Below are 18896 nucleotides of genomic sequence, written 5' to 3' on the forward strand. Positions count from 1 at the left end.
GCCGGTTCGTCAAGTACGTCAAGTACCTGAAGTACTTGACGAAGAGTTACCTTCAACTACCTTATGTAGCAGCCCCGGCGCGCCGCCTGACCATGCGTTAGTTGTTCGGTTCGGTTGACGGGGCGTCAACCGAACAACTCAGGACCTGTACAAGTTCGTGATGCCCGCGGTCGCAGGCCCGGTCAAATTGGTCCCCCTGGCAGCCCTCGCCACACCCGACCTCTCAGAAAACGCCCTACGCGTGGCGGCCAGCCGCAACAGGCTGCAGGCAGTCAAGGGCGACGACGGCCACTGGCGCTCCCATGCCACGATGACCCCATGACGCCGAAGATCTGCATCGCCCAGAACCCCGAGGCAGACGCCCTGCTGTCCGAGAGCCAGCCCGCACTGCTGGTCGGGATGCTGCTGGATCAGCAGGTGTCTTGATATATGCCTAGGCGCCGTCGCGCGCTTCGAGCAACTCCGCTGCCGCAACGGGATCCATCAAGTTGGAGTACGCCTGTTCATTGGCCCGGAGTTGCCGCTCCGGCATTGCGAACTCCGGGTACCAGCCGTCGCGATCGCACCCCGGTACAAGGCTTAGCACTACCGCCACAAGGTCGTCGGGAACCGATCCCACGATCCGCAGGGCCACATACGTCGCGTTGTCCTCAGCCGCACGCACGACGACTCCGAGTTCAGCCCCGGAGATCTCTGAGGTGTGCTCATACCCGTCCAGCAACGACGCATGGACAACGCCGTGCACAGCCGCTCGTAGCTCACGAAGTAGTCGGACCCCCGCTTCCGCGCGGTATCGGTCCTTGTCGTCGACGGTGGGCAACAGCCCGGCACTGTAGGTCTGCGTCGCCAACGATTGGGCGTGTTCGGCGTTGTACCAGATGCGCGCCGCGTTCAGGGACTCCGCGAGTGCCGCGTAGAAGTCATCACGGCTGCCATCCTCGCGGATACCAGCAGCAACCAGCCAACTAGGCTCACCCGCATCAACCAGGGCACCGCGCCAACGCCGCACCTTGACCTTGAACATCACCGTGTCATCAACGGCCCTGATCCGCTCTCGCGGGCCCGAGGGCGCCGAGAACTGGTCATTCGCTTTCCGAACCAACGGATGGTCGACTTCGTTCAGCGGCACGGTAACCGGCGGCACCTCAAGCCCCAGTTCATCGCGCAGGCAACGCAGAGTGGGACGAACTGACATCAGGACTCGTCGACCCCACCGAGCTCGTCCAGACGTTCCCGCGACATTCCGGTCAACGCCGCCACACGGCTCGCATCAGTCCCGTCAATCAACTGCATGGTGCGCCGAAGCGCGGCCCCGATCTCCTCACGTCTGGCAGCCAGGTACTCACGTACCGCCGCCTCAAGGAGATCCTTCTGGGTCGTGCGTAGTGCCGTAGCCGCATGCGCGAGCAACGCATGCGTCTCCTGGTCGACCTTTACCGGCATCGAAGCACCAGCCATAACACACCTCCGGTACCCAAGGCTACCTTGGTACCAAGGATAGTCAAGGGGTCTGCGCACGACCCTGACCAGCAACAACACCCAACACTCCCAGCACGGCAGACGCCCACCGTGCCACGATGTGCTCCATGACACCCAAGTTGTGCATTGCCCAAGATCCCGACGCCGACGCGTTGCTGGTGGAGAGTCCGCTCGCGTTGCTGATCGGGATGCTGCTGGACCAGCAGATCCAGATGGAGATCGCGTTCAAGGGGCCGCACAAGCTCTACACCCGCCTGGGCAACAAGCTCGATGTGCACGAGATCGCCGAGTACGACACCGAGGCCTTCGTGGAGTTGGCGGTTACTCCGCCTGCCATCCACAGGTATGGGGGGTCTATGGGCAAGCGGGTTCAGGTGTTGTGCCAGTTCATAGTCGAGCAGTACGACGGGGATGTGGCTGGGATTTGGACTGTGGGGAAGCCCAATGGGGCTGAGGTGTTCAAGAGGTTGAAGGCGCTGCCCGGGTTCGGGGAGCAGAAGGCGAAGATCTTCGTTGCGCTGCTTGGCAAGCAGTACGGGGTGAAGCCTGCTGGGTGGCGTGAGGCTGCGGGGGACTACGGGGTGGCCGGCTCGCGGAAGTCGGTCGCGGACGTCACCGGGGTTGAGTCGTTGGGGGAGGTTCGGGCTTACAAGAAGGCGGCGAAGGCGGCGGCCAAGGGGTAGCGGCCACCAGTAGATTCCACCCGTGCATGTGACACCTCGGCCGCCGACGATTCCTGGGCTGACGCTCGCTGGGCCGCTCGGGCAGGGTGGGTTCGGGACCGTCTTCCTCGCCCGCCAGGACCGGCTGCACCGCGATGTGGCGGTCAAAGTGGACAACCGGGTCCTGCAGACGGATCGGGACCGGGATCGGTTCCTGCGCGAGGCCCGCGCGGCCGCCCGGCTCTCGGGGCACCCGCACGTCGTCAACGTCTACGACGCCGGGGTGACCGCTGATGGGCGGCCCTACATCGTCATGGAGCTCTGCACCGGCGGGTCTCTGGCCGACGTGTTGGCGCAGCGGGGGCGGTTGCCCACCAGTGAGGTCGTCGAGATGGGGGCGCGGCTCGCGGACGCTCTTGCCCAGGCGCACCAGGTCGGCATCCTGCACCGGGACATCAAGCCCGCGAACATCCTGGTCAACTCCTTCGGTGCCGTGAAGCTCGCCGACTTCGGCCTAGCGGCGATCCTCGACGCACACGCGGAGAGCACCGTGACCGTTGGGGCGCTTAGCCCCTACTACGCCGCGCCTGAGGTCTTCGCGCATGCGGCGCCTAGTGCGGCTGGTGACATCTACTCCCTCGCCGCGACCCTCTATACCCTCGCGGCTGGTGCGCGTCCGCGCGATATCCCTTGGCCCGCGCAGTCATTAGACGGTCTCATCGCGGCCTTACGGGCTCCGGTCGCGCCTATAGCGGACGCGTCGCCTGCTCTGAACGCGGCGCTGCTCAACGCCCTTGCGTCGGATTCGTCGCGGCGCACCACCAACGCCGCGCAGCTGCGGGATGAGCTCGACGGGTTGCGGCCGATTCGGCCTCTTCCGCAGGTGTCGAGCAACCGCGCGCGGGCCGTGAAGATCGCCGCGGCCGTGGTGGCGGTACCTGCATTGTTGGCGGCTGGGTACTTCGGGCGTTCCTTGACGAAGCAGGAGACCTCGCAGGTGGCCCAGTCGGGGTCGCAGCCGACATCGGCGGCACAGCAGCTGGCTGCCGCGCCGCCGGGGATGTCCGCCTGTGCGGACAGCGGGGCCAATGGCTTCTGCGTAGCCGACAAGTGCTTCGGCGGGCTGGTGAACATCGCCGACGTGGACATCAAGGCGCGGCCGACCGAGTGCGCCGAAGACCACAGCTGGCAGGCGTTCACCGGCACCTGGCTCCCCAAGGAGGCCACGGACATGACCGGGACCGCCATCGCGGAGTTGCCCGAGGTCAGCCGCGTCTGCACCGCCGAGGTGATGGCGGCGCGCACCGCCGAGGGGCAGAACACCGCCGGTTGGCAGATCGAGATCTTGCCCAGCGAAACGGGCAGTCAGGACCGCCCGTACCTGTACTGTTTGGCCCGGCCAGCCGACGGCGAGCCCAAGGGAAGCGCCTTCGTCACCGGCTAACCCGGCAAAACGGATAACCTGGACTCTCACCCACACTCCCCAGGGGGCACACAGTGCGACACCGGCTGACCACCGCGCTCACCGCGGCGGCCCTCCTCGGCGCGCTCACCGCGTGTCAAGCCGTCCAGGACGCGAGCAACACCGCCGACAAGGCAGGCATCTGCCTCGAGGCGCTGCGGCTGGCGAACTTCAGCCCGAGCACGCAGAACCTGGAGCAGACCGCCGAGGACGCCAAGAAGACCTCGCAGGACCTGACCGACCTGGCCAACAAGGCGGCCGACACCACGCTGCGCGACGCGATCAACGGCATGGCCGAGCAGGTGCAGTCGCTCAGCGTGCCCGACCTCGACCCGACCACGGTCACCAGCTGGGCGCAGCAGAAGCTCAACGCCTTCAACACCTTGGCCCAGGCCTGCGCCTGAGCCGGGAACGCCGACGGCCGCCTGGTGCGCAGGCGGCCGTCGGTCGTGCACTCGGTACGCAGTCCACCTGCCCACCCCCTCAGTGATCCGTCCACATCGGTCAGGGTTGGCAGAGCGGGTCAGACGTTGGTGATCTCCTCGATCAGCGCGTCGATGTCGAAGAAGTCCGCCTCGCCGCCCAGCGGGACCATGGCGGTGGTGGTGGCGAAGAACGACTGGACCGCGGCGTGGTCGAGCTCCAGCACGGCGTGGCCGTCGGGGGACTCGATCTCCAGCGCCAGCACGGCGCGACCGCCGCTGGTGACCGGCGCGAACCGGACGTCGCCGTCGCCAGCGGCGCGGACCAGGCCCTCGGCCAGCAGGTCGCGGCCGAAGATCCACTCGACCCAGCGGTCGGCGTCGGCCTGGAAGGCGGCGACGACCGTGTAGGGCTCGGTGGCGCGGTAGGTCCAACGCGAGCGGACAGGAGTGCTGCCGCCGTAGTGCGAGATGATCTGCTCGGTGTGCTCGGCCTCGTTGGTCATCTCGTGCCTCCTGTCCTGGTGTTCGCATCGGGGTGGCGAACCTTCAGCAGGGAAACGCATTCGGCGGCAGCCCGTGATGCCAATGGCCGTAGGTTCACGCTATCGGGGCATACAGCCTCGTTCGGGCCACGATTTGACCCGCATTCGATGCTCGTCTCCGGATAACCGGGCGACACCGCTACCCGATAGTGGGACTGTCCCCCCGGCTCCAGCCTCAGTGGACCGTCCCGCCTAGGCGCACAGCGGGACCTGACCGCAGGAAGCCGCTACTTGCAGATGGGGATCTCGACGTCGGTGGGGTGGAAAATAACCTCCGACGGCTTTCCCACGATGGTTGCCGGCTCCACCTTGAACCGCAAAGTCCGATCATCGAGAAGTACGACGCGTCCCGAGATGAACCCGTCGTTGGTGACCTTGCCGTCTGGTCCGGGAGCACGTTCCGGGTCCGGCCACTCACGTTCCGCGACCCAGTTCTGGCCCGCGAAAGTCAGGTACTTGATGCCGCAGTGGGTCAGCAGCCGGTACGGCACCGACTCGCCTACCTGCACGAATGGCACTGGGGCGCCCATCGCGCTTGAGGCGTTGGAAGTCGACGACGGCCCGTTTTGGCCTGGGAGCGGAGTGGCTTCAGGGGTCGTGCAGGCGGCGAGGGTGAGAACAGCCCCCAGCACGGCACAGATTGCCCGAGCGGCCATTAGAACTCCCCCATCGGTCAGCGCTACGGGTCCAGACTCTCATAGCCGCCGGGGTCAGCCCAGAATCGCCTCCGCCACTTGGTCGGCCAACGCCGAACTGGCTGCCGCGATGCCTGACCAGCGGCGGGTCAGGTCCGGGTCGAAGTCCAGCGGCCTGCCGTTGGCGTCGATGACCGCGCCGCCTGCGGCCGGGACGAGCACCAGCGCGGCGGCGAGGTCGACGATCCGCAGTGTGTCCGACCCGGGGTCCGCGAAGGCGTCCACCGAGCCCTCTGCGACCAGGGCGGTCTCCAGGCACGTCGTGCCGAGGATGCGCAGTCGCCCGGCGCGGGCGGCGACGCGCTGCCAGGCGTCGCCGTTGTTGCGCTTCGGGCGCAGCAGCGACACCGCCGCGCCGTCCAGGGTCGTGCGGCCGGTGGTGCGGTACGGAGTGGACTGACCTACCCGCGCCCACCAGACCCGGCCTGTGTCCAACCACACCGTCATCGCCTCTACCGCGATGGAGTCCCTGGCGAGCACCCCGGAGAAGCACGAGAGTGGCACCCCGGACGCGGCGTTGGCAGAACCGTCCAGCGGATCGACAACAAGAGTGGTCGAGGAGCCGTTGTCGATGAAACCTGCCTCCTCGGACAAGAGGTTGATGCGGTTGCTCTGCGCGGACTCGGCGATGGCGTCCTCTACGAGCGAGTCAACGAACATGGTGGGCGTGCCGTCCGCGCCCATGGCGACCTCTTCGGCCAGTTCAGGCCGGGTGTGCAGGCGGCGCGCAGACCTATAGGCGACGACCGCGGCGCTGGCCGCATCAGCCAGGGCAGGACTAACGCTCGCCGGTAAGACCGGCTCGGGGATGGGCCACGGGATGAAGGTCACCCCAGCACCGTAAAACACAGCGGCGGCCCCCACCGCCGAAACAGTGGGGGCCGCCGCCGTCGACTCAGATGAGGCCGAGGGCCCTGACCGCGTCGCGCTCCTCGACCAGCTCGGCCACGGAGGCGTCGATGCGGGCGCGGGAGAACTCGTTGATCTCCAGGCCCTGCACGATCTGGTACTCGCCGTTGGCGGTGGTCACCGGGAACGACGAGATGATGCCCTCGGGAACGCCGTACGAGCCGTCCGACGGCACCGCCATCGACGTCCAGTCGCCCGCGGGCGTGCCGAGCACCCAGTCGTGGATGTGGTCGATGGCCGCGTTGGCCGCCGACGCCGCCGAGGACGCGCCGCGCGCCTCGATGATCGCCGCGCCGCGCTTGGCCACGGTCGGGATGAAGGTGTCGGCCAGCCACGCCTCGTCGTTGACCAGCTCGGCGGCGGTCTTGCCGTTGACGTCGGTGTGGAAGACGTCCGGGTACTGGGTGGCCGAGTGGTTGCCCCAGATGGTCAGCTTCTTGATCTCGGCGACGGACACGCCGAGCTTGGCCGAGAGCTGCGAGATGGCCCGGTTGTGGTCGAGCCGGGTCATCGCGGTGAACCGGGCGGCCGGGACGTCGGGGGCGTGCTGCTGGGCGATCAGCGCGTTGGTGTTGGCCGGGTTGCCGACCACCAGCACCTTGATGTCGGAGGCGGCACCGGCGTTGATGGCCTCGCCCTGCGGCTTGAAGATGCCGCCGTTGGCCTCCAGCAGGTCGCCGCGCTCCATGCCCTTGGTGCGCGGGCGGGCACCCACCAGCAGCGCCACGTTGGCCCCGTCGAACGCCTTCTTGGCGTCGTCGGTGACCTCGATGCCCGACAGCAGCGGGAACGCGCAGTCGTCGAGCTCCATCGCGGTGCCCTCGGCGGCCTTGACCGCCTGCGGGATCTCCAGCAGCCGCAGGTTCACCTTGGTGTCCGGGCCGAGCAGGTGGCCGGAGGCGATGCGGAACAGCAGGGCGTAGCCGATCTGGCCTGCCGCGCCGGTGACGGTGACGTTGACGGGTGCCACTTGGCGGATCCTCCCGAGACAGACGGAATGTGTCAGCACAGGGGAGGTCACGCGGCAGTCGAAAGGGGCCCTGTCGGCGACGTCGCCCGGCACCGGGAGGCTACCAAGGCGGGGTCCCCGCCGAGCGGGTCGGTGACCAGGGTCTCGACTCCTTCGGGTGGATTTGCCCCGACAACGCCCCCTACCTGTGGGTATGCGACCGCGCCTGCCCGGATCATGGCCGGGTGACGCTGCACACCGCGGACTCCACCGTCCGGCTCGAGCTGCTCGGTGAGGAGCTTCGCCGACACCGCGAGACCGCCGGGATGAGTCTGGCCGAGGTGACCGCCAAGACCGGGATCAGCACCTCGAAGCTGAGCAGGCTGGAGAACGGGCGCCGACCGCACAAGCTCGACGACGTGACCGCGCTGCTAGCCATCTACGGGGTCCGCGACGCCCGCCGCGACGACCTGGTGGCGCTGGCCAGGGACGCGACCGAGCCGACCGCCTGGCCGGAGCAGCGCCCGTCGGCGACGCTGCGGGTGCTGGAGTCCAAGGCCGAGATGCTGGTCGACTACCAGGCGATGCTGGTGCCCGCGCTGCTGCAGACCGTCCCGTACGCGCAGGCGGTGCTGCGAGAGGTCGACATGGCGGAGGAGTCGGCCATAGAGGACCGGACGACCGAGCGGATCCGGCGCCAAGCCGTGCTGCGCAAGCCGCAGCCGCCGCGCTACTACGCGATCCTCACCGAGACCGCGCTGCGCACGGTCGTCGGTGGGCGCGAGGTGATGCGCGGGCAGCTGCGGTACCTGGTGGAGGCGGGCGCCAAGCCGGACGTGACGATCCGGGTTGTGCCCAGGCTCGGCCACGGCCACCCCGGGCTGCGCGGGTCGTTCCGGCGGATGCAGTTCGGCGGCCGCGGCGCGCTGGTGCTGCTGGAGAACCGCACGTCGAGCCTGTTCGTCGAGGACAGCAGCGAGGTCAAGCGGTACGACCAGGTGGTGGTCGAGCTGCTCAGCGTGGCCCTGGACGAGGCGGCCTCGGCCAAGTTGATCGCCGAGCTCGGCGGGCTCAGCGGTTGAGCCAGCCGCCCTCGATGGTCAGCGCCACGGCGATCACGACGATGCCGAACAGGCCGTAGAGCAGCACGTCGACCGCCCGGCTGCGGATGGCGACCAGGCCCGCCTGCTCGTCGCGCAGCAGCACCCGCAGGCCAGCGGCCAGCAGCAGCGCCAGGCCGATCCAGACGGTGCCCTCGCGCCAGGAGAACTGGATGATCCGGACAAGGCCGAGCGCGACGACGGCCATGACCAGGGCGAACGGCAGGTGCACCAGCGCGGGGTGCTTACCACCGCGCTGCGGGCCGTCGTTCACGCGCGCAGGCTCCGCTCCGCCGCCTCCACGGTGTTGCGCAGCAGCATCGCGATGGTCATCGGGCCGACGCCGCCCGGCATCGGCGCGAGCCAGCCCGCGACCTCGCGGACGTCCTCGTGCACGTCGCCGACCAGGCCCGCCTCGGTGCGGGTGACGCCGACGTCGAGCACGGCCGCGCCCGGCTTGATCATGTCGGCGGTGATCAGGCCCGCGTTGCCCGCAGCGGCCACGACGATGTCGGCGCGCCGGACCTCGGCGGCCAGGTCCTTGGTGCCGGTGTGGCAGAGGGTGACGGTGGCGTTCTCGCTGCGGCGGGTCAGCAGCAGGCCCAGGGGGCGGCCGACGGTGACGCCGCGGCCGACGACGGTGACCCGCGCACCCGCGAGGGGGACCTCGTAGCGGCGCAGCAACTCGACGATGCCGACTGGGGTGCACGGCAGCGGGCCCGCGTCGCCGAGGACGAGCTTGCCCAGGCTGACCGGGTGCAGGCCGTCGGAGTCCTTGGCCGGGTCGATCCGCTCCAGCACGCGGCCCTGGTCGAGGTGGCCGGGCAGCGGCAGCTGGACCAGGTAGCCGGTGCAGTCGCGGTTGCCGTTGAGCTCCTCGATGACCCCTTCGAGCTCGGCCTGCGTGGTGTGCGCGGGCAGGTCGCGGCGGATCGAGTTGAGGCCGATCTTCTTGCAGAAGTTGTGCTTGCTGCGCACGTAAGCGTGCGAGCCGGGATCGTCGCCGACGAGCACCGTGCCCAGCCCGGGGACGACGCCGCGCTCGGCGAGGGCGGCGACCCGGACGCGGAGTTCGTCGAGGATCGCGTTGCGGGTGGCCTTGCCGTCAAGGATCGTCGCGGTCACGGTGGTCATCCTCTCACTAGGTCCGCGAGCCCTTGAGCGGGCGGCCACTGGGGATCGAGGCCACCCCGGCCGCAGCCAGGGTGACCACGGCACCGACCAGCGTCGCCGTCTCGATCCCCGGGCCGGTGAGGTCGAACAACACCGCGCCCGCGACCTGGCCGGAGATCATGCCCAGGCTCACCATGAGCACGCCTACGTACCGCACCGCGAACACGCTCGCCGACACGCCCAGGACGCCGAGCGCGCCGCCCACATAGAGGATCGCGTCGGACGGAAGCGCCGTAGGAAGTCCTCGGGCCAGGGCGTCGATGACACAGGCCAAGGCCAGTCCGAGAGTGCCTACGCCGAAGTTGACGAGCGAGGCGACGCTGACGCTGCCCGCGACAACGCGGACCCGCCCGTTCACGGCTTGCGCCCACGCGAGCCCAAAGCCACCTAGTGCCGGGATCAGCGACAACCACAGCCGCGACGGTGAGTCGAACTTGTCCGACACAGCGACTGTGACCGCCGTGACCGCAAGAACAGCACCGAAGGCACGGGTGGGCGTAATCGGCCGGGCTCCTCCGGGACCGAGGCCAGCACGGTCGACTAAGAGCCCACTGACCACCTGCCCACACACAGCGGCGACGGTGAACATGGCCACGCCTAACGCGGCCACCGTGATGCCTTGCGAGGTGACGAAGAACGCCCCAGCTGCCCCGCCCAAGACCTGCCATGGGCGCAAGCGGTGCTCTCGAACGGCGGCAATGACCTTCGGCAACCCCGCCCGCGAACCAGCAGACACAGCGACGACTACAACCAGGATGAGCAGGCCCACGGTGAACGAGATGAGTGCCGCGAACAGCCCGTCGTGGATGTGCGCCCCGAGCTGACCGTTCACCCTGCTCTGCGCGGCGAGCGCGACTCCGCCTAGGACGGTGACAACCACCGCGAGAGCGCGGGCGAGTACTTGCCTGTTCGCTAGATCCATCGGTGCCGCACAGCGTGCACAGCTAACTGGAACCGGGATGTCGCACCCGCGTGGTCCATCAGCCGCTGGAGGTGCCGGAAGACAGTGCGACGGCTTACGCCGAGCTGGCGAGCGATGGAGTCGTCGTTGGCACCGGCCGCGAGTAGGCCAAGCAGCCGCTGCTCTATAGGCAACACCGGCGAAGGAGCCCGTGCACCAGCATGTAGAGGTACCGCCAACCGCCAGGAAGCCTCGAACAGGCCTATAAGCGCCGACAGGAGACTGCTGGGGCGGACCACCAAGAGCGAGCGGTTCACATCGGCCTCCGCGACCGGTAGAGACACCGTGGCGAACTGCTGGTCGACGATGGTCAGCTTCACCGGCACCTCGGGCAGCACCCTGGCTTGCTCCCCCGCGGACACGCAAGGCTGGATGTTCTGCGCGTAGCGGCCGGGATCCTCTATGGCCGCACGCGCGTAGACGACCTTGTAGGTGACCTCACCGCGGGCGAGTTGCTCGAGTTCGGCGTTGTTGACGTGGCCCTCGGTGAAGTACGGCGGCGAGTCGAGCCTCCGGATCTCCTTGCGCGCACTGAGCTCCATCTGCTGGATCCGCTGGGCGATCGCGGTACCGGTGACCACCTCTATGAGGTCGTCGGTGCGCTGCGGGGAGATCGCGCGGCGGAAGGTGTCGTACGCGTTGAGGGTGGCGACCCTCGCTTGCTCCAGTTCGGACTCGCGGCGGCGGCTCAGGATCTGCAGACCGCTGGCGGGCGGCACCGGGGTGACGACCTTGCCGTCCACCCCGCCCGCGCCGACCAGACCCGCGTCAACGAGGGTGCGCACGGCGGGGCCGACGATGTCGATCGGCTCGGCCAGCCCCAGGCTGACCTGGTCGACCGTGGACGGGCCGGTCCGCAGCAGGTAGAGGTAGGCGCGGATCTCGTCGTCCGGCAGACCCAGCCTGCTCAGGTGCGGCGTGAGGTCGCCATCGGACATGCTTGGTTCCTCCTGGTGGGGCCGCAGCAGGTTGGCACAGATGTGACGTTGACACAAACATCACTCGGTGCTGATCTGCCTGTTGGGATCTGGCACCGCCATGGCGAAGAGAGCGGCCACCACCGCGAGCAGCGCCGCGGCACCTGCGGCGGCGCCGGGGCCCACGTGGTCGAGCAGCCAACCGGCCACCGGCAGCGTCAACGCCGACCCCAGCGTCGCGGCCGTCATGACCCAGCCGAACACCTCGGCAGTCCGCCCCGCCGGGGCGAGTTCCCCGATGCGCACGTTGGTCGCCGCCAGCGCGGGCGCCACGGCGACACCGCCGATGGCGAGGACCGCCCCGATCAGCCAGACCGACCCGTCGGTCGCGGGCGGCAGCACCGGGACCAGGGCCGCGAACCCGACCGCCATGAGCACGATCCGCAGCGCCAACCTCGGCGGCGCGGTCTTGGCCCCCATGTAGAAGCCACCGACGAGTGATCCGATCGACCAGACGGCCAGCAGCGCGCCCGCGGCGGCCGAGGTGCCGTAGTCGCGCGCCCACGCCACGACCGCCATGTCCATGATCGTCAGCGGGGCGATCACGCACAGGCTCATGGTCAGCGCGGCCCGCATGCCGTGGGCACGCAGCACCGACCCAGGGGTGCGGTGCTCACGCTCTATAGGCGCCCGCAGCCCGACTCGGTGCAAGACGAGGGCGAACCCCGCGGAGCCCGCCAGCGCCAAACCCGCGCAGGTGAACATGCCCGCGCTACCGCCCCCGACGGCCACGATGACGGCGATGAGCACCGGCCCGACCACCCAGAGCAACTCCTGCAGGGTGGCCTCCACGGTGAACACCGACCTGCGCGCGGCAAGGTCATCAGTCAGTCTTGGCCACGCCGCCCGTGCGATCTGGGTCACCGGGGGCTGGGCCAGCCCGGTCACCAGCGCGACGGCGGCGGCTATCGGCCACCAGCCCGGCCCGACCAGGGAAGGTCCGAGAGCCAGTGCGCAGAGACCGGTCGCGTAGGCGAGAGAAATGGCGATCAAGAGCCGCGACGGGTCACCCTGGTCAGCAGATCGACCCCGAACCGGGCCACCGACGGCGACACCCACCGTGTACAGACCGCCGACGACCCCGGACGCGACGTAGGAACCGGTCCACCCGGCGACGAGGAAGGTGGTGGCCAGCGGAGTACCCGGCAGGTGCAGTCTGCCCAGCAGTGACCAGACGAGCACGCTCGGTAGACCGCGGACGGTGAGGAGTTGACGATATGGGCCCAGCACGTGGTCACTGTGCCCCACACCCCCGACTGGCTGATAACGGTATGTCATTGTCGCTGGCAGACCGGTACCCCTCGATCCACCGTATGCCGAAGGCATGCCCCCAGGAGAAGATGTGACCGTGGCACTACCGACGCAGCTGAACCCGACCGAACAGGACGCCCTGGTCAAGCAGATCGGGCTGGCCCTGCTGAGGGGCGCTCCGCAGCGGTGGGCGTCCATCGTCGTCGAGTACCGCGCCCTCGGCCGCTACATGGAGACCGTGGGCAAGGTCACCGTCCAGGACCACGAGGGCGCCGAGGAACTGCCGGTGTCCCCGGACATCACGATGCTGTTCAGCAGGCTGCGCGCGGGCATGTACCGCGAGGCCAGGGGCACCTGGTTCAACGCGCGCTACCAACTCGACCAGCCCTCGGCCTACAACCTCGAGTACGACCGCGACGAGCCGAAGTGGCTGCAGCCGCCGCCACCGCCCGCCTTCGCCGACGACCTGCGGATCTTCCCCCGCGACGAGGAGAACGTGCCGGAGTGGCTCGTGCGCAGGCTCGCCGCGCTCAAGCCCCCGTTCCGCGTCGCGCGCATCTTCGACGGCCAAGGCCCCGCCGGACGGCCATTGGTCAACCGGCCGCAGGTGGACGACACCGAGCGCGAGGCCCTCTTGCGCTACCTCGACGAGGCGCCGTTCGCGCTGCCGCCCCGGGGTCTCGACACGGACCACATGGACGACGAAGGCCGCCAGAGCGTGCCAGTGGCGTTCCACACCGATGGCGACTGGATCTGGCCCGCGGCGGTCAACTACTACCTGCGCGCGCACGGGGTGGCCCCCGAGCCGGAACTGGTCGACCACATCCGCCGCGCGGAGTTCACGCTGCCCGAGGTCGAGGAGCACGTCAGGGCCAACGCCGCCGCCTTCCTCAACCGCGGTCGGCCGCCCAGGCCCATGCCGGTGAACGGTTCAGCACCGGTCGCCGCGCCGGTCGAAGCAGAGGCGCCCCGACTCCCGGACCCCCGCTCTGTCCAGGCGAAGGTGGCCGCGGGCGCGCCCGCGGAGCCCGAGATCGGCCCGTTCGGCACCACGTTCGACGCGTTCAGCCCGGCACCGGTGAACCTGGAGACCCCGCCGCCGTGGTCGCGCACCCCGGCCGAGGACTGGACGCCCGCTGACGCGGACAAGCCCGAGTCGCCGTGGGCGCCCAAGGACGAGGACACCGCGGACGAACCCCGCAACGGCCACTCCCACGCGGACGCGACCGAGCCAGCCCCTTGGGAGCGGGCCCCCGAGGACAACCCGCTCGACGTCGACGCACCCGAGGACACGGCCAAGGGCCTGCAGCCCGTCGCGGACCCCGCCGCGGACGAGGACGCCACCGCGCCGTGGCAGCCGCAGGCTGAGGACAGCGCCGAGCCGGCTGGGCCGCCGTGGCAGCGCGCGGCAGAGGTCGAGCGGGCTGAGCCGGTGGTCAACGGGGCCGAACACGGCACGTGGAAGCCGGTAGCGGCACCCGTGGACGCCCCTTGGCACGCCGAGCAGGCCGCTGAGCAGTCCACCGGGCAGTCCGCCCTCGCGGCTGAGCAGACCCCAGCAGCGCAGGCCAGTGGAAAGGCACCGGAGCGGACTCAGGCGTGGCAGCCAGAACCTGTCCTTGACCAGCCCGCGAGCGCTGAGCAAACCCCGGCGGCGCAGTGGCAGCCCACCGAGCAGCCCGCGGCCGACGAGCCATGGAACGCCGAGCGGGCAGCCAACGCCAGCCAGACCCCCGCAGCGCAACGGCACGCCGCCCAGCAGCCTTCGGCAGGCGAACCGTGGCAGGCCGAGCAGCACACGAGCGCTGACCAGGGCCCCGCAGCACCGTGGCAGGCGGCCGAGCAGCCCGCAGGTGTTGAGCAGGCCCCCGCGCCGCAGTGGCAGCCCACCGCGGAATCCACGACCAACGAGCCTTGGCACGCCGAGCGCGCGGCTGACGCCAGCCCCACATCGGCCAACGAGCCGTGGCAGGCCGAGCAGCGCACGAACGCCGAGCAGAACCCGGCCGCGCAGTGGCAGGCCAGCGAGCAGCCATCCGCCAACGAGCCGTGGCACGCAGAGAAGGCGGCTGGGCAGTCCGCGAATGCCGAGCCCGCCGCGGGGGCCCACTGGCAGCCCGCCGACCAACCAGCGGCCAGCGAGCCATGGCACGCGGAGAAGGCCGCCGACCAAGCCAAGGGTGCCGAGCAGGCCCCTGGATCCCAGTGGCAGCCCGCCGATCAGGCGACTGAACAGCCCGCTGACCAGGCTCCCGCAGCGCAATGGCAGCCAACCGAACAGCCAGCCACCAACGAGCCATGGCACGCCGAGCGGAGAACTGAACAGCCCGCGAACACCGACCAGGCTCCCGGATCCCACTGGCAGCCCATCGACCAGCCAGCGGCAAGCGAGCCGTGGCGGGCGACCGAGCCCACGAACGCCGACCAAGGCCCCACAGCGCCCTGGCAACCCACCGAACAGCCATCCGCTGGCGAGCCATGGCACGCAGAGAAGGCCGCCGACCAAGCGGCCCGTGCCGAGCAGGCTCCTGGATCCCACTGGCAGCCCGCCGACCAGCCAGCGGCAAGCGAGCCGTGGCGGGCAACCGAGCAGCCCACGAACGCCGACCAAGGCCCCGCAGCACCCTGGCAACCCACCGAACAACCATCCGCCAGCGAACCGTGGCACGCGGAGCGGGCGGCCGAGCACGCCGCGGGTGAGCAAGCCTCGGGGGGGCAGTGGCAGCCCATCGAGCAGCCACCGGCCAGCGGGCCGTGGCGTGCGGACCAGGCGGCCGAGCAGAACCCGGCCGCACAGTGGCAGACCACTGAACCCACGGCAGGCGAGCGACGGCACGCGGAGCGGCCCACCAACCAGGCTCCCGCAGCGCGACGGCACGCCGCCGAGCAGTCCTCGGCCAGCGAACCGCGGCAGCCGGAATCTGACCTCGACCAGCCCACGGCAGGCGAACCCTGGCAGGCGGGCCGGACGCCCGAGCAGACCCAAGCGTGGACTCCTGACCTCGACGAGGCCGCGGGCACCGACCAGACCCCTCCGGCCCAACGGCATGCCGCCGAGCAGCCCACGGCCAGCGAAGCGTGGCACGCGGACCGGGCACCGGAGCAGACCCAGGCGTGGCAGCCAGAATCTGCTATTGAGCAGCCCACGGGCGCCCCGCAGACCCCAGCCGCGCAGTGGCAGCCCACCGAACAGCCCACGGCCAACGAGCCGTGGCAGGCGGAGCGGGCACTGGAATCGACCCAAGCGTGGCAGCCGGAATCCGCTCTCGAACAGCCCGCCACCGCCGAGCAGCCAGGCGAACCGAGGCAGGCGACCCGGACACCCGAGCGGACCCAGGCGTGGCGGCCGGAACCCGACCAGCCCACGGGCGCCGAGCAGCCCACGGCCAGCGAACCGTGGCACGCAGACCGGGCACCCGAGCAGACCCAGGCATGGCAGCCGGAACCCGACCAGCCCTCCGGCACCGAGACGCGCTCGGCAGACGAACCCTGGCACGCGAACCAGGCACCCCAGCAGACCCAGGCGTGGCAGCCGGAACCCGACCAGTCCACGGGCGCCGAGCCGCGCTCGGCAGACGAACCCTGGCACGCGAACCAGGCACCCGACCGGACCCAGGCATGGCAGCCGGAACCCGACCTCGACCAGCCCTCCGGCACCGAGCGGCCCTCGGCAGACGAACCGTCGCACGCCGAGCGGGCACCCCAGCAGACCCAGGCGTGGCAGCCGGAACCCGACCAGTCCACGGGTGCCGAGCAGGCCGCTGAACCCGTGGCCACTGAGCCGTGGCACGCGGACCGGGCACCCGAGAAGGCAGACCCTGCCCTCGGCCAGTCCGCCAACGCTGAGCAGCCCGCGGCAGGCGAGCCGTGGCGGCCGGAGGTGCAGGCCAGTGGAACGTGGCAGTCGGTGAGCCAGGATCAACCCGGTACCGCTGGTGAGCCGGAGGCGGCACGTGCGGCTGGGGCCTGGCAGCCTGCCGAGCAGGTGACCAACGGGGCGAGTGCGCCCTGGCAGGTCGAGCGCGATTCGGCGCACGCGGCTCCGCCGTGGCACCCGGAGGCGACTCCTGCGCCGTCGCAGGCCATCTCGGGGCAGGCGAGCGGGACTTGGCGGCCGGTGGACGCCGCTGGCGAGCAGTGGCAGGACGCGCCGTTGACGCGGGGGCAGGTCGCGCGGGCTGAGCAGGCCGGGGTTGAGCCGCCCGGGCACATCCAGCCGGACTTCACGCCCCCCGGGGAAGCGTCGGCCAAGGAGACCAAGGACATGCGCACGCCCCCCGCGGCTGCGCTTCCGTCGCAGGGGCCCGCCGCCGACGTTGTGGCTCGGGTGCGGGCGAGGCTCACCGAGCTCGGGGCCGCTCCTGGTCGCTACCACATCGGGACGCCCGCGAGCGCCGCTTGGACCATGGAGCAGGTCGGCGAAGGCTGGCGTGTTGGCTGGTACGACGAGCGTTATGTGGCACCGGCGGTGTTCGAGGACGTCGCGGACGCCGCGGCGTTCTTGATCGGCAAGGTCTTGTTGGACTCCGGGGTGGCCGTACCGCGGGATCCCGGACCGTCGACCGTGCAGGCGTCGTTGGCCGAACTGGAGGCTGAGGCGCCGCGGTCGCCGGACCTGTTCACCCCGCCGCGACGCCCGGAACCGACTGCCCCCGCTCAGGCCTTCGACGACGATGACGACGACTTCACGCCGCGCCGTTCGCAGCCGCGTCCGATGCCGCGCAAGCCCGAGCCCGCCGTGCGTAGGCCGGAGCCCGTGGCGCAGCGGCCTGAGCCGCTCCCGCACCGCCCCGAGCCCGTACCGCCGCGGCCGGAGCTGGTGGCGCCGAGGCCGGAGCCGCACCGGACGGAACCGACCAGCCGCAAGCCCCAGGACTGGCCGATCCAGCCCCGCCCGGGCGAGCCGCCCTTGACCCTGTTCCGCGGTAAGCAGCTCATGGAGCTGCTGCCCGGTACGGATGTGGACCGCTACGGCGATGCCACCGGCAACCTCACCTACGCGGCGGGCACCCCCTTCGAGCGGCGGTCCCTCGTCCCGGAGTGGGTGAACCGCCCGTACCGCTCGTACCGCGTGGTCAAGCCGACCGCCGCGCTGACCGGCGTGGCGATCCCCTGGTTCGACCAGCCCGGCGGTGGTGTGGCCTACCTGCTCAACCAGTCCATCGCAGAGCTCCTGGAAACCGGCCACCTGATCGAGGCCGACGACCGGGACCTATAGGCACTAGGCACGGCTCAAGGCCGCGAAGGCTCCTCGCCTTCGCGGCCTTGCTGTTTACTCGCTTAGCTGATCTCCAGCCCATGTGCCGCCGCGAACGCGATAGCGGTGTCCAGGTCGACCTTCGACCCCCGCAGTCGCGCCCCGACCAACCCGTCCGCGTCCAACCGGGCCCCGCGCAGATCGGCCTTCTCCAAGCGGGTCCCGGTGAGCCGGGCCCCCGTCAGGTCGACCTCCCGCAAGTCGGCCTCCCGCAGATCGGCCTCGATGAGGTTCGCCTCCCGGAACCGCAGCCCCCGCAACGTGGACTTCTGCAGGGCGGCGCGAGCCAGGCTGACCAGGGTGAAGTCGCTGTCGCGCACGGTGAACGGCCGGAAGCGGACGTCGGTGAAGGTGGAGCCGATGAACGAGCAGCCGGTGAACTCGCTGTCGGTGAGGGTGGTGCGGTCGAACACGCAGTTGCGGAAGGCCGAGGTGCGGTGCACGGACTCCCCGAGGTCGGCCCTGGTGAAGCGGCAGTCGACGAACACGCAGCCGGTCGTGGTCGTGGCGCGCAGGTCGGCGCCGCTGAAGTCGCAGGCGGTGAAGGTCAGCTGGTCCCACTGCTGCTCGTGCAGGTCGGTCTCGCTGAAGTCTTCACCCACGGTCTCACTGTCCACCCGCTCAGCCTGTCACGGCACTACGACAACCGGGCGGGCAGCGTCCGCGATGAGGTTGCGGGTGACCCGGCCCTGCCGGGAGCGACCGACGACAATGCAGTCAGCGCCTACCTGTTCCGCAGCGGCCTCTATGCCGCGGGCGGGGTCGCCTGCGATGTGCACGACATCCCAGGCGACGCCTATAGGGTCCAAGTATCGGGTGCCGTCGAGGCGGAGTTCGTCGACGTAGGCCTCGGCGGCTTCTCGGGCGCCAGCGACGCCTATCCCAGTCCAGTAGGCAGGGTTGGCCAGCGGCTCGACGTACACCAAGACGAGCTTCGCGTGTTCGCGTCTGGCCAGCCCGGCAGACCAGGCGAACGCGTTAAGCGAGGCCTGGCTGCCGTCGACCCCGACGACGATGACCGCGAGACCATCCTTCACGCCTATAGATCGTAGGC

Annotated in this window: 18 protein-coding genes; 5 read left to right on the forward strand and 13 right to left on the reverse strand. The window is 70.0% G+C overall.

All coding sequences use genetic code 11. From position 1 onward, the window contains the following. Positions 1 to 433 precede the first annotated feature (433 nt). Positions 434 to 1195, reverse strand: coding sequence for a hypothetical protein (locus JOD54_RS02365; protein ID WP_204448974.1), 762 nt, complete (start codon positions 1193 to 1195; stop codon positions 434 to 436). Beyond that, a complete protein-coding gene (locus JOD54_RS02370; RefSeq protein WP_204448975.1) occupies positions 1195 to 1443 on the reverse strand; it encodes a hypothetical protein in 249 nt (82 codons plus the stop codon). The genes JOD54_RS02365 and JOD54_RS02370 overlap by 1 nt, the downstream gene beginning before the upstream one ends. 143 nt (positions 1444 to 1586) lie before the next feature. Here JOD54_RS02370 and JOD54_RS02375 point away from each other — a divergent pair, with 143 nt between their 5' ends. The 3 genes from JOD54_RS02375 to JOD54_RS02385 are packed head-to-tail and all read left to right on the forward strand — an operon-like array spanning position 1587 to position 4007. Continuing rightward, positions 1587 to 2162, forward strand: a complete 576-nt coding sequence (locus JOD54_RS02375; protein WP_204448976.1) for an HhH-GPD-type base excision DNA repair protein — start codon at positions 1587 to 1589, stop codon at positions 2160 to 2162. 22 nt (positions 2163 to 2184) lie between these two features. After that, positions 2185 to 3585, forward strand: coding sequence for a serine/threonine-protein kinase (locus tag JOD54_RS02380; protein WP_307859798.1), 1401 nt, complete (start codon positions 2185 to 2187; stop codon positions 3583 to 3585). 53 nt (positions 3586 to 3638) lie between these two features. Further along, positions 3639 to 4007 carry a bacteriophage spanin2 family protein gene (locus JOD54_RS02385; protein ID WP_204448977.1) on the forward strand — a complete coding sequence of 123 codons (369 nt, stop codon included), beginning with the start codon at positions 3639 to 3641 and terminating at the stop codon, positions 4005 to 4007. A gap of 119 nt (positions 4008 to 4126) precedes the next feature. Here JOD54_RS02385 and JOD54_RS02390 read toward each other — a convergent pair whose 3' ends face one another. The 4 genes from JOD54_RS02390 to JOD54_RS02405 all read right to left on the reverse strand — a co-directional run bounded on the left by JOD54_RS02390 (position 4127) and on the right by JOD54_RS02405 (position 7144). Further along, positions 4127 to 4531 carry an SsgA family sporulation/cell division regulator gene (locus tag JOD54_RS02390; protein ID WP_204448978.1) on the reverse strand — a complete coding sequence of 135 codons (405 nt, stop codon included), beginning with the start codon at positions 4529 to 4531 and terminating at the stop codon, positions 4127 to 4129. Between the two features lie 266 nt (positions 4532 to 4797). Then, the gene (locus JOD54_RS02395) at positions 4798 to 5061 is read right to left on the reverse strand and encodes a hypothetical protein (RefSeq protein WP_204448979.1); all 264 of its coding nucleotides are present in this window, start codon (positions 5059 to 5061) and stop codon (positions 4798 to 4800) included. A gap of 219 nt (positions 5062 to 5280) precedes the next feature. Beyond that, positions 5281 to 6096 (reverse strand): inositol monophosphatase family protein, encoded by an 816-nt coding sequence (locus JOD54_RS02400; RefSeq protein ID WP_307859799.1) that lies wholly within the window; start codon positions 6094 to 6096, stop codon positions 5281 to 5283. 64 nt (positions 6097 to 6160) lie between these two features. Beyond that, positions 6161 to 7144, reverse strand: a complete 984-nt coding sequence (locus JOD54_RS02405) for a malate dehydrogenase (protein WP_204448980.1) — start codon at positions 7142 to 7144, stop codon at positions 6161 to 6163. A 224-nt stretch (positions 7145 to 7368) separates the two neighbouring features. Between JOD54_RS02405 and JOD54_RS02410 the strand changes: the two genes are divergently transcribed. Next, entirely contained in the window at positions 7369 to 8205 is an 837-nt protein-coding gene (locus tag JOD54_RS02410) for a helix-turn-helix domain-containing protein (RefSeq protein ID WP_204448981.1), read from the forward strand. Here the strand turns inward: JOD54_RS02410 and JOD54_RS02415 are convergent. The 5 genes from JOD54_RS02415 to JOD54_RS02435 are packed head-to-tail and all read right to left on the reverse strand — an operon-like array spanning position 8195 to position 12564. Next, positions 8195 to 8497 (reverse strand): DUF3017 domain-containing protein, encoded by a 303-nt coding sequence (locus JOD54_RS02415; RefSeq protein ID WP_307859800.1) that lies wholly within the window; start codon positions 8495 to 8497, stop codon positions 8195 to 8197. The genes JOD54_RS02410 and JOD54_RS02415 overlap by 11 nt on opposite strands. Next, the gene (locus JOD54_RS02420; RefSeq protein ID WP_204448982.1) at positions 8494 to 9348 is read right to left on the reverse strand and encodes a bifunctional methylenetetrahydrofolate dehydrogenase/methenyltetrahydrofolate cyclohydrolase; all 855 of its coding nucleotides are present in this window, start codon (positions 9346 to 9348) and stop codon (positions 8494 to 8496) included. Before JOD54_RS02420 ends, JOD54_RS02415 begins: the two co-directional genes overlap by 4 nt. Before the next feature lie 16 nt (positions 9349 to 9364). Beyond that, complete coding sequence (locus JOD54_RS02425; protein WP_204448983.1) at positions 9365 to 10318, reverse strand: DMT family transporter; 954 nt, start codon at positions 10316 to 10318, stop codon at positions 9365 to 9367. Beyond that, positions 10309 to 11295 (reverse strand): helix-turn-helix transcriptional regulator, encoded by a 987-nt coding sequence (locus JOD54_RS02430; RefSeq protein WP_204448984.1) that lies wholly within the window; start codon positions 11293 to 11295, stop codon positions 10309 to 10311. Before JOD54_RS02430 ends, JOD54_RS02425 begins: the two co-directional genes overlap by 10 nt. A gap of 60 nt (positions 11296 to 11355) precedes the next feature. After that, positions 11356 to 12564 carry an MFS transporter gene (locus JOD54_RS02435; protein ID WP_307859801.1) on the reverse strand — a complete coding sequence of 403 codons (1209 nt, stop codon included), beginning with the start codon at positions 12562 to 12564 and terminating at the stop codon, positions 11356 to 11358. Between the two features lie 118 nt (positions 12565 to 12682). On the opposite strand from JOD54_RS02435, the gene JOD54_RS35425 reads away from it, so the two are divergent. Next, positions 12683 to 17803 (forward strand): glycohydrolase toxin TNT-related protein, encoded by a 5121-nt coding sequence (locus JOD54_RS35425; protein WP_204448985.1) that lies wholly within the window; start codon positions 12683 to 12685, stop codon positions 17801 to 17803. A 62-nt stretch (positions 17804 to 17865) separates the two neighbouring features. On the opposite strand, the gene JOD54_RS02445 is transcribed toward JOD54_RS35425, so the two are convergent. Both JOD54_RS02445 and JOD54_RS02450 read right to left on the reverse strand, forming a co-directional pair. Then, the gene (locus JOD54_RS02445; protein ID WP_204448986.1) at positions 17866 to 18459 is read right to left on the reverse strand and encodes a pentapeptide repeat-containing protein; all 594 of its coding nucleotides are present in this window, start codon (positions 18457 to 18459) and stop codon (positions 17866 to 17868) included. A 12-nt stretch (positions 18460 to 18471) separates the two neighbouring features. Beyond that, the gene (locus JOD54_RS02450) at positions 18472 to 18879 is read right to left on the reverse strand and encodes a universal stress protein (protein ID WP_307859802.1); all 408 of its coding nucleotides are present in this window, start codon (positions 18877 to 18879) and stop codon (positions 18472 to 18474) included. Between the last annotated feature and the right edge of the window lie 17 nt (positions 18880 to 18896).

The sequence above is a fragment of the Actinokineospora baliensis genome (assembly GCF_016907695.1).
Classification (GTDB): domain Bacteria; phylum Actinomycetota; class Actinomycetes; order Mycobacteriales; family Pseudonocardiaceae; genus Actinokineospora; species Actinokineospora baliensis.

Coding starts and splice junctions, on each gene's coding strand:
- JOD54_RS02365 (WP_204448974.1), bottom strand. CDS start 1,195: ATGTCAGTTCGTCCCACTCTGCGTTGCCTGCGCGATGAACTGGGGCTT.
- JOD54_RS02370 (WP_204448975.1), bottom strand. CDS start 1,443: ATGCCGGTAAAGGTCGACCAGGAGACGCATGCGTTGCTCGCGCATGCG.
- JOD54_RS02375 (WP_204448976.1), top strand. CDS start 1,587: ATGACACCCAAGTTGTGCATTGCCCAAGATCCCGACGCCGACGCGTTG.
- JOD54_RS02390 (WP_204448978.1), bottom strand. CDS start 4,531: ATGACCAACGAGGCCGAGCACACCGAGCAGATCATCTCGCACTACGGC.
- JOD54_RS02425 (WP_204448983.1), bottom strand. CDS start 10,318: ATGGATCTAGCGAACAGGCAAGTACTCGCCCGCGCTCTCGCGGTGGTT.
- JOD54_RS02430 (WP_204448984.1), bottom strand. CDS start 11,295: ATGTCCGATGGCGACCTCACGCCGCACCTGAGCAGGCTGGGTCTGCCG.